At 69.7% G+C, this 10,297-nt stretch carries 8 protein-coding genes; 2 read left to right on the top strand and 6 right to left on the bottom strand.

Features of this window, described 5'->3' with window-relative positions:
* Positions 1 to 161: 161 nt before the first annotated feature.
* Together hisS and C1J00_RS30155 are read right to left on the bottom strand one after the other, a co-directional pair.
* Entirely contained in the window at positions 162 to 1,424 is a 1,263-nt protein-coding gene (gene hisS / locus C1J00_RS30160; RefSeq protein ID WP_102912161.1) for a histidine--tRNA ligase, read from the bottom strand.
* Positions 1,425 to 1,435: 11 nt separating this feature from the next.
* Positions 1,436 to 2,152: an MBL fold metallo-hydrolase gene (locus C1J00_RS30155; protein ID WP_102912160.1), complete on the bottom strand. Its 717-nt coding sequence runs from the start codon at positions 2,150 to 2,152 to the stop codon at positions 1,436 to 1,438.
* 167 nt (positions 2,153 to 2,319) lie between these two features.
* Between C1J00_RS30155 and C1J00_RS30150 the strand changes: the two genes are divergently transcribed.
* Entirely contained in the window at positions 2,320 to 3,165 is an 846-nt protein-coding gene (locus C1J00_RS30150) for a peptidylprolyl isomerase (protein WP_102912159.1), read from the top strand.
* A 138-nt stretch (positions 3,166 to 3,303) separates the two neighbouring features.
* The gene (locus C1J00_RS30145) at positions 3,304 to 4,533 is read left to right on the top strand and encodes a DUF349 domain-containing protein (protein WP_102912158.1); all 1,230 of its coding nucleotides are present in this window, start codon (positions 3,304 to 3,306) and stop codon (positions 4,531 to 4,533) included.
* Positions 4,534 to 4,605: 72 nt separating this feature from the next.
* On the opposite strand, the gene relA is transcribed toward C1J00_RS30145, so the two are convergent.
* The 4 genes from relA to secD form a co-directional block, all read right to left on the bottom strand.
* Positions 4,606 to 7,125, bottom strand: a complete 2,520-nt coding sequence (gene relA, locus C1J00_RS30140) for a GTP pyrophosphokinase (RefSeq protein WP_102912157.1) — start codon at positions 7,123 to 7,125, stop codon at positions 4,606 to 4,608.
* A 193-nt stretch (positions 7,126 to 7,318) separates the two neighbouring features.
* Complete coding sequence (locus C1J00_RS30130) at positions 7,319 to 7,858, bottom strand: adenine phosphoribosyltransferase (RefSeq protein ID WP_102912156.1); 540 nt, start codon at positions 7,856 to 7,858, stop codon at positions 7,319 to 7,321.
* On the bottom strand, positions 7,855 to 8,970 hold the full coding sequence (gene secF, locus C1J00_RS30125) for a protein translocase subunit SecF (RefSeq protein ID WP_102912155.1): 1,116 nt from the start codon (positions 8,968 to 8,970) through the stop codon (positions 7,855 to 7,857). Before secF ends, C1J00_RS30130 begins: the two co-directional genes overlap by 4 nt.
* A 1-nt stretch (position 8,971) precedes the next feature.
* A partial coding sequence (secD, locus tag C1J00_RS30120; protein WP_102912154.1) for a protein translocase subunit SecD occupies positions 8,972 to 10,297 on the bottom strand: 1,326 nt, incomplete at its 5' end.

Below are 10,297 nucleotides of genomic sequence, written 5' to 3'. Positions count from 1 at the left end.
CCCCGGAACCCCCATCGGCCTGAACGGCCTCGTCCTCAAACGCCGGACGGGCTGAGAGGGCGAGACCGCCCAGGCGGGAGCGGGCAGTTGAGCACAGTCGCGCCCGTCTTCCAACGCCGGACGGGCCGAGAGGGCGACGCCGCCCCGGCGGGAACTGCGGCTCAGCCCAGTCGTGCTTCCAGTTCCGCCACGATCTCGTTCACGCCGACGGCCGTCTGCTCTCCCGACTCCATGTCCTTGAGCTGGACGACGCCCTCGGCGAGGTCGCGTTCGCCGGCGACGACCGTGTAGCGGGCGCCGCTGCGGTTGGCGTTCTTCATGGCGCCCTTGAGCCCCTTGCCGCCGTAGGAGAAGTCGGCCGCGATGCCGTTCTTGCGCAGCTCCGTGACCTTGGCGAACAGGACCCGGCGGGCCTCCTCGCCGAGCGGGACGGCGAACACACTGGTGGTGGCGGGCAGTTCGAGCTCGACGCCCTCGGCCTCCAGGGCGAGGACCGTGCGGTCGACGCCGAGGGCCCAGCCGACGGACGGCAGCGCGGGGCCGCCGATCATCTCGGACAGGCCGTCGTAGCGGCCGCCGCCGCCCACCGCGGACTGCGAGCCGAGGCCGTCGTGGACGAACTCGAAGGTCGTGCGGGTGTAGTAGTCCAGGCCGCGGACCAGCTTCGGGTCGTCCTCGAAGGCGACGCCCGCCGCCGTGATCAGCTCGCGGACCTCCTCGTGGTACGCCTTGCACGCGTCGCACAGGTAGTCACGCAGCAGCGGTGCGTCCCCGAGCTGCTTCTGGACCGACTCGCGCTTGTCGTCCAGGACGCGCAGCGGGTTGATCTCCGCCCGCCGCAGCGTGTCCTCGTCCAGGTCCAGGCCGCGCAGGAAGTCCTGGAGCGCCGTCCGGTACACGGGGCGGCACTCCTGGTCGCCCAGGCTGTTCAGCAGGATCCGGAAGTCGCTCAGGCCCAGCGAGCGGTAGGCCTGGTCGGCCAGGATGAGCAGCTCGGCGTCGAGCGCCGGGTCCTCGGCGCCGATGGCCTCGGCGCCGACCTGGGAGAAGTGCCGGTAGCGGCCCTTCTGGGGACGCTCGTAGCGGTAGTACGAGCCGGAGTACCAGAGCTTGACCGGGAGGTTGCCGGCCTTGTGCAGGTTGGCCTCCAGCGCGGCGCGCAGGACGGAGGCCGTGCCCTCGGGTCGCAGGGCGAGCCGGTCGCCGCCCTTGGTCTCGAAGGCGTACATCTCCTTGGTCACGATGTCGGTGGACTCACCGACCCCGCGCGCGAAGAGTTCGACGTTCTCGAAGCCGGGCGTCTCGATGTAGCCGTAGCCGGAGTTGCGCAGCGGAGCGGCGATCGCCTCACGGACGGCGAGGTACTTGGCGCTGTCCGGCGGGATCAGGTCGTACGTGCCCTTGGGGGCCTTGAAGGTGCTCACGGAAGGTCTCGTCACATTCCTCGTCGGGGAGCCTCGGCAGCGCCGTGCCCTTGGCGGTCTGCCGCCACCTGCCGCAGATACGGGTTGGTGGAACGCTCCTGGCCGATGGTCGTCTGGGGGCCGTGGCCGGACAGCACCACGGTCGAGTCGTCGAGCGGCAGGCACACGCGGGCCAGCGAGTCGAGCATCTCGGCCATGTCACCGCCGGGCAGGTCGGTGCGTCCGATGGAGCCGGCGAACAGCAGGTCGCCCGAGAAGAGGAGCGGCGGGATGTCCGCCGCCTCGGGCATACCGAAGGTCACCGACCCCTTGGTATGGCCGGGCGCGTGGGCGACGGACAGCTCCAGGCCCGCCAGCTCCAGCCTCGCCCCGTCGGCCAGCTCCTTGACGTCATCGGGCTCCCCCACGGTCAGCTCGCCCAGCAACGGCATCCCGATGGAACGGCCGATCCCCTTTTCCGGGTCGCTCATCATGTACCGGTCGTCGGGGTGGATCCAGGCCGGCACGTCGTGCGCACCGCACACCGGGACGACCGAGGCCACGTGGTCGATGTGGCCGTGGGTGAGGACGACGGCGACGGGCTTGAGCCGGTGCTTGGCGATGGCCTCCGCGACGCCGTCGGCGGCCTGATGGCCGGGGTCGATGATCACGCACTCCTCACCGGCGGCGGGGGCGACGAGGTAGCAGTTCGTCCCCCAGGCCCCGGCGGGGAACCCGGCAATGAGCACGATCGTCCTTCGTTGTGTCGATACGGGCGGCTACGGCTGCTCACAGAGCCTACCGGCGCTGCCGATTCCTCAGCGAACCCATATACGGTACGGGGCACACGCAGGCGGTCGGCACACAGGACGCACGCGTACCGGTCGACGTTCTAGACCCATGAGGAGAGAACCCGGTGGTCAGCCAGGAACAGCGGCGGCGTCAGCTCGCCCGGGAGAAGTTCTTGCGGCAGCAGCAGCGACGCACTGACGCGCGACGCAAGGCCCGCATCCGCAACTCCGTGATCGCCTCGACTCTCGGCGTGATCGTGGTGCTCTCGGTGACGGTCTTCCTGACCAAGCCGTTCGAGGACGACGGCAAGACGGAGAACGCGAACGCGGACGTCACCCCGAGCGCCACACCCAGCAAGGCCCCGGACCCGTGCGAGAAGCCGGCTCCGGGCAAGGTCAAGTCGGAGACCTGGAAGAAGGAACCGGCGATGACCATCGACGAGTCGGCGAAGTACACGATGAAGCTGGACACGACCTGCGGCGAGATAGACGTCGCGCTGAAGGCGTCGGCGGCGCCGCACACCGTGAACTCCTTCAACTTCCTGCTCGGCAAGGGGTACCTGGACCACAGCAAGTGCCACCGGCTCACCAACCAGGGCATCTACGTCCTGCAGTGCGGCGACCCGAAGGGCACCGGCATGGGTGGACCGGGCTACACCATCCCGGACGAGAACCTCAAGGACAAGAGCCTCAAGGGCGGGACGTACCCGGCGGGCACGGTCGCGATGGCGAACCAGTACAACCCCCAGACGAAGCAGGGCCGCGACAGCGGCGGCAGCCAGTTCTTCCTCGTCTACCAGGACAGTCAGCTGCCGCCCGACTACACACCGTTCGGCACGGTGTCCGAGGCGGGCATGAAGGTTCTGCAGAAAATCGCCAAGGCCGGAGCACAGGCTCCCGACCCCCAGACGGGCAATACGGCGCCCAACGCGACGGTCGTGATCAACAAGGCCACGATCACGAAATCCTGACCCCTACAACTGCGAAATTTCGGTCGCGCGGGATGCGGACAGGCCCCCCGCCGGTCGCCTATGTTGGCCGTGACGAAACTGTGGACGATGCCCGGGGGAGCTTCAGGCCCCTCGCAGGCATCATGTGGAGGAGGCGCTGTGAGCAGCGACCCGTGGGGCCGCGTCGACGAGACGGGGACCGTGTACGTGCGTACGGCCGAGGGCGAGCAGGTCGTCGGTTCCTGGCAGGCGGGCTCCCCCGAGGAGGCGCTGGCCTATTTCGAGCGCAAGTACGAGGGCCTGGTTGTCGAGATCGGCCTCCTCGAGAAGCGAGTGAAGACCACCGACCTGTCGGCGAAGGACGCCCAGGCCGCCGTCGACCACATCCGGGAGCAGGTCGACGCGCACCACGTGGTGGGCGACCTGGACGCCCTGCGGGTCCGGCTGGACAAGCTCGTGGAACTGGTGGAGGCGCGCCGCGAGGAGCGCAAGGCGCAGCGCGCGAAGCAGTCCGACGAGGCGCGCAGGTCCAAGGAGGCGCTGGTCGCCGAGGCGGAGGAGCTGTCGCAGTCCGACCAGTGGCGGGCGGCCGGTGAGCGGCTGCGGGCCCTGGTGGACACCTGGAAGGGTCTGCCGCGTCTGGACCGCAAGTCCGACGACGAACTGTGGCACCGGTTCTCGCACGCGCGGTCGGCGTTCTCCAAGCGGCGCAAGCAGCACTTCGCGCAGCTGGACGCGCAGCGCGAGGAGGCCCGCAAGACCAAGGAGCGGCTGGTCGCCGAGGCCGAGGCACTGTCGAACTCGACGGACTGGGGCGTGACGGCGGCGCGCTACCGCGAGCTGATGTCCGAGTGGAAGGCCGCCGGCCGCGCCCAGCGCGAGCACGAGGACGACCTGTGGAACCGCTTCCGCGGCGCCCAGGACGTCTTCTTCGCGGCCCGCAGCTCGGTCTTCGCGGAGCGGGACGCCGAGCAGACGGAGAACCTCAAGCTCAAGGAGGAGCTGGCCGAGGAGGCCGAGAAGCTCCTGCCGATCACGGACCTCAAGGCGGCCCGCGCCGCGTTCCGGAACGTGAACGAGCGCTGGGAGGCCATCGGCCATGTGCCGCGCGACGCCCGGCCCAAGGTCGAGGGCCGTATGCACGCGGTCGAGCGGGCCATCCAGGAGGCCGAGGAGGCCGAGTGGCGCCGGACGAACCCGGAGGCACGCGCGCGTGCGGAGGGTCTGACCGGCCAGCTCCAGGCCGCCGTGGACAAGCTGCGGGGCCAGATCGAGCAGGCCCGTGCGCAGGGCAACAACGCCAGGGCCGACAAGCTCCAGCGTGAGCTCGACGGCCGGCAGGCGCTGCTGGACCAGGCGCTGAAGGGCCTGCAGGAGTTCGGAGGCTGAGCAGTCCATCGAAAGGGGCTCCCGTACACCGTGTACGGGAGCCCCTTTCGTGTGGTCGTGTGCGGCGGCCGGTTACGTCCTGCTGCGCGCCGACGTCACCCGGTACACGTCGTAGACGCCCTCCACGCCCCGAACCGCCTTGAGCACGTGCCCGAGGTGCTTCGGGTCACCCATCTCGAAGGTGAAGCGGGACGTGGCGACGCGGTCGCGGGAGGTCTGGACGGCCGCGGAGAGGATGTTGACGTGCTGGTCGGACAGTACGCGGGTGACGTCCGAGAGGAGCCGGGAGCGGTCCAGGGCCTCGACCTGGATGGCGACCAGGAAGACCGAGGACTGTGTGGGCGCCCACTCGACGTCGAGGATGCGCTCCGGCTCACGGGACAGCGAGTCGACGTTCACGCAGTCGCTGCGGTGGACCGATACGCCGCTGCCGCGGGTGACGAAGCCGATGATGGGGTCGCCCGGGACGGGCGTGCAGCAGCGGGCCAGCTTGACCCACACGTCCTCGACGCCCTTGACGACGACACCCGGGTCGGCGCTGGTACGGCGCTTGCGGCCGCGGCCGTGGGCCGGCGGGACCGACTCGTCGATCTCCTCGGTGGCGGCCTCCTCGCCGCCGAGGGCCTGGACCAGCTTCTGCACGATGTTCTGAGCGGAGACATGGCCCTCGCCGATCGCCGCGTACAGCGCGGAGATGTCGGCGTAGCGCATTTCGTGCGCGAGCGTCACCAGGGAGTCGCCGGTCAGGATGCGCTGGATCGGCAGGTTCTGCTTGCGCATGGCGCGGACGATGGAGTCCTTGCCCTGCTCGATCGCCTCGTCGCGGCGTTCCTTGGAGAACCAGGCCCGGATCTTGTTGCGGGCGCGCGGTGACTTGACGAAGCCGAGCCAGTCGCGGGACGGGCCGGCGCCGGAAGCCTTGGAGGTGAAGACCTCCACCAGGTCGCCGTTGTCGAGGGTGGACTCCAGCGGGACCAGCCGGCCGTTGACGCGAGCGCCTATCGTGCGGTGCCCGACCTCGGTGTGCACGGCGTACGCGAAGTCGACCGGGGTGGCACCGGCCGGGAGCGCTATGACGTCGCCCTTGGGGGTGAAGACGAAGACCTCGTTGCGGGACAGGTCGAACCGCAGGGACTCCAGAAACTCGCCCGGGTCCTCGGTCTCCTTCTGCCAGTCCAGCAGCTGCCGCAGCCAGGCCATGTCGTTGAGGTGGTCGTCCTTGCCCTTGCCGGACGACTTGGGGGCGTCGCTGCGCACCTTGGACGTGCCGGCGACGGCCTCCTGCTTGTACTTCCAGTGCGCGGCGATGCCGTACTCGGCGCGGCGGTGCATGTCGAACGTGCGGATCTGCAGCTCGACCGGTTTGCCGCCGGGGCCGATGACCGTCGTGTGCAGCGACTGGTACATGTTGAACTTGGGCATCGCGATGTAGTCCTTGAACCGGCCGGGGACCGGGTTCCATCGCGCGTGCACCGTGCCGAGGGCCGCGTAGCAGTCGCGGACGGTGTCCACGAGGACGCGGATGCCCACCAGGTCGTAGATCTCCGCGAAGTCCCGGCCGCGGACGATCATCTTCTGGTAGACGCTGTAGTAGTGCTTCGGGCGGCCGGTGACGGTCGCCTTGATGCGGGCCGCGCGCAGGTCCTGCTGGACCTCGTCGGTGACGATGGCGAGGTATTCGTCGCGCTTGGGGGCACGCTCGGCGACCAGGCGGACGATCTCGTCGTACATCTTGGGGTAGAGGATCGCGAAGGCGAGGTCCTCCAGTTCCCACTTGATGGTGTTCATGCCCAGGCGGTGGGCGAGCGGCGCGTAGATCTCCAGGGTCTCGCGCGCCTTCTTCTCCTGCTTCTCGCGCTTGAGGTAGCGCATGGTGCGCATGTTGTGCAGGCGGTCGGCGAGCTTGATGACCAGGACGCGCGGGTCCTTGGCCATGGCGACGACCATCTTGCGCACGGTCTCGGCCTGCGCGGCCTCGCCGAACTTGACCTTGTCCAGCTTGGTGACGCCGTCGACGAGCAGGGTGACGACATCGCCGAAGTCCCGGCGAAGGTCGTCCAGGCCGTACTCGGTGTCCTCGACCGTGTCGTGCAGCAGGCCCGCCATCAGCGTGGCCGGATCCATGCCCAGCTCGGCGAGGATGGTCGTCACGGCGAGGGGGTGCGTGATGTACGGGTCGCCGCTCTTGCGCTTCTGGCCACGGTGCCAGCGCTCGGCGACCTGGTAGGCACGCTCGATCTGGCGGAGCGTGGCCGTCTCGATCTTCGGGTCGTTGCCGCGCACTATCCGCAGCAGCGGCTCCAGCACCGGGTTGTACGGGTTGGCGCGCTGCACACCGAGCCGGGCCAGACGGGCGCGGACGCGGTTGGAGGAGCCGGAGCGGGCCGGCTGTCCGGGGGCCTGGCGCACCGCGGGCGGGGTGGGCTTGGGCCGCGACTGCTCGGCGGGCTTGTCGACCGGCGCCGCCTGGGCGTGCTCGACCGGCCCGCGGGTGTCGTTCTTCGCGTGGGGCGCGTTCGGCGCGGGCTTCGCCGCGGCTGCCGAGGCGGACTCGGGCTTGGCGGCGGTCAGGTGCTGGGCCTCGTCTGGCAAGAGGGCTCCTCGTGCGCGATCCGGGTCCCCCGGTCAGGCTCCGGACCCCCATGGTAGCCATCCCGGGCCCCGGGATCGCCTTCAGGCCAATGTGAGGACCGTCTACCCGTGAAACGCACGAGGCGGGCACCGGGTCCTCCGGTGCCCGCCTGCGCGGTGTCGTGCCGGTGTCCACCGGCCCGCTGCGCGGTTGCTAGACCGTGAGCAGCGCCTCCAGCGGGGCACCGTTCAGCGCCGGCTCCAGGCGGACGCGGCCGTTCAGGAAGCCGAGCTCCATGAGGACGGCGAGGCCCGCGACCTCGGCGCCGGCCCGGCGGATGAGCTGGACCGAGGCCTCGGCGGTTCCGCCGGTGGCGAGGACGTCGTCGACGATCAGGACGCGGTCGTCGGCGGTGAGGTCCTCGGCGTGCACCTCGATCTCCGCCGAGCCGTACTCCAGGTCGTAGGCCTGGGCGAGGGTGGCTCCGGGGAGCTTGCCCGCCTTGCGCACGGGGATGAATCCGAGACCGGCGCGCACGGCGACCGGGGCGCCGAGGATGAAGCCGCGGGCCTCCAGGCCGACGACCTTGGTGGCGCCCGTGCTCTCGGCGATCTCGGCGAGGGCGTCGGTCAGGGCGGTGAAGGCCGCCGGGTCCGCCAGGAGCGGGGTGATGTCCTTGAACATCACGCCCGGCTCCGGGTAGTCGGCCACGTCACGGATGCGGCTGAGCAGCAGCTCCCTGATGCCGGTCATCGGCGCTTGCCCGAGGGGCGGCCGCGGCTGCGGCTGCGGGAGGCGGGCTGGTTGCGCGGCCCGACCACCGCGGGTGCGGCGTCGTCCTCGGGCTCGTCGGCGTAGGTCTCCTCGTCGTGGACCTCGGTCCCGCCCTGGGCTGCGGACTGGGCACGCTTGGCCAGGACGCGCTTCTTCAGGGCCTTCATCGCCGGCTCGAGCTCCTTGAGGTCGGCGACGAGCGGCGTGGCGATGAAGATCGAGGAGTAGGCACCGGCGGCGAGACCGACGAACAGCGACAGCGAGATGTCGTTCAGCATGCCGGCGCCGAGGACACCGCCACCGATGAACAGCAGGCCCGCGACCGGCAGCAGTGCGACGACCGTGGTGTTGATGGAGCGGACCAGAGTGCTGTTGATGGAGCGGTTGGCGACGTCGCTGTACGTCCAGCGGGTCTGTTTGGTCAGGTCCTTCGTCTGTTCCTTGAGGCTGTCGAAGACCACGACCGTGTCGTAGAGCGAGTAGCCGAGGATGGTCAGCAGACCGATCACCGTGCCCGGTGTGACCTCGAAGCCGACCAGGGCGTAGATCCCGACCGTGATGGTGATGTCGTGGATCAGGGCGACGAACGCCGCGACCGCCATGCGCCACTCGAAGGCGATCGCCAGGTAGATCACGACGAGGACGAGGAAGATGCCGAGGCCCTGCCAGGCCTTGTTGGCGATCTGCTCGCCCCAGCTCGGGCCGACCAGTTCGGCGTTGATCTGCTCGGAGTCGATCTTGAGGTCGCCGGCGAGCGTGTTCTTGATCTCGTTCGCCGCGCCGGTGTCGATGCCGGCGACCTGGATGCGCAGGCTGCCGTCGCCGAGCTTCTGGACGATCGCGTCGTGGCCGGAGGCCTCTTCCGCGTACTCCTCCGCCTGGGACACCGAGACGCTGGTGTTCTTCGGGGTGTTGAAGACCGCGCCGCCCTGGAACTCGATGCCCATGTTCAGCCCGCGGACCGCCAGGCCGGCGATGGCCAGGATGGTGATCAGGATGGAGACGCTGTACCAGATCTTGCGGTTCTTGACGAAGTCGTAGCCGATCTCGCCACGGTGCAGTCGTGCGCCGAGGGTGCCGAGTTTCGACATCTCAGGCCTCCTTCGGGTCGACGGGGGCGGCGGGGCGGCGGGTACGGCGCAGCGGCGGCTGGGCGCCCAGGCTCTTCGGGTCGAGGCCGGACCACTTGTGGCCGTTCGCGAAGAACGGGCGACGGGCCATCAGGGTGAGCAGCGGCTTGGTGAAGAGGAACACGACGACCACGTCGAGCAGGGTGGTCAGACCGAGCGTGAACGCGAAGCCCTGGACCTTGCCGACGGTGACGAGGAAGAGCACCGCGGCGGCCAGGAACGACACGAAGTCGGAGACCAGGATGGTGCGCCGGGCGCGCGGCCAGGCCCGCTCGACGGCGGGGCGCAGCGAGCGGCCCTCCCGGATCTCGTCGCGGACGCGTTCGAAGTACACGATGAACGAGTCCGCCGTGATGCCGATGGCGACGATGGCACCGCAGACGGCCGGCAGGTTCAGCGCGAAGCCGATGGCCGGGCCGAGCAGGGCCATGAGCGTGTAGGTGAGGGCGGCGGAGACCAGCAGCGAGAGGATCGCGATGAACGACAGACCGCGGTAGTAGGCCAGCAGATAGATGACGACCAGCGCGAGACCGATCGCGCCGGCGATCAGCCCGGCCTGCAGCTGGTCACCGCCCAGCGCGGCGGTCACGGTCGTCATGCTGTCGACCTTGAAGGTCAGCGGCAGCGCGCCGTACGACAGCATGTTGGAGAGGTCCTGGGCGGACTGCTGGGTGAAGTTGCCGGAGATCTCGGCGTTGCCGCCGGTCAGGGCCTGGCGGACGAAGGGGTCGGAGACGACCTCGCCGTCCAGGACGATCGCGAACTGGTTCTGCGGGGACTGGTTCTGCGCCAGCTTGCCGGTGATGTTCGCGAACTTCTTGGCGCCGCCGTCCGTGAAGTCCATCGTGACGGTCCAGCCCGCACCGGTCTGAGTGTTCAGGACGGCCTGGGCCTTGTCGACGTCCGTGCCGTCGACCTCGGCGGGGCCGAGGATGTACTTCTGCCACTGTTCCTGCGAGTTCTTGCCACAGGCCAGCGTCGGCTCGGAGGCCTTGACGCCGTCACCCACGGTGGCGCGGGTCTTCTCGTCGGTGCAGTCGAGCTTGGCGTACTTCGCCTGCAGCGCGCTCGCGTCGGCCTCGGCGCTGCCGCCGCTCGCCGACGGGGAGGGGTCGGCCTTGTCACCCTTGTCCGAGGGGCCCGCGGAGGGCGTCGCGTCGGCCTTCAGCGCGTCCGTGACCGCACGGCCCTGCGTGGTGGAGGAGGCGGACGGGGACGCGGAGTCCTTGTCGGTGGCCTCGGGCTTGTCGGTGGCCTTGCCGGACGGCTTGTCCGTGGGGCTGCCGGT

The sequence above is a fragment of the Streptomyces cahuitamycinicus genome (assembly GCF_002891435.1).
Lineage (GTDB): Bacteria > Actinomycetota > Actinomycetes > Streptomycetales > Streptomycetaceae > Streptomyces > Streptomyces cahuitamycinicus.
This window is presented reverse-complemented; position numbering and strand designations above follow the sequence as displayed.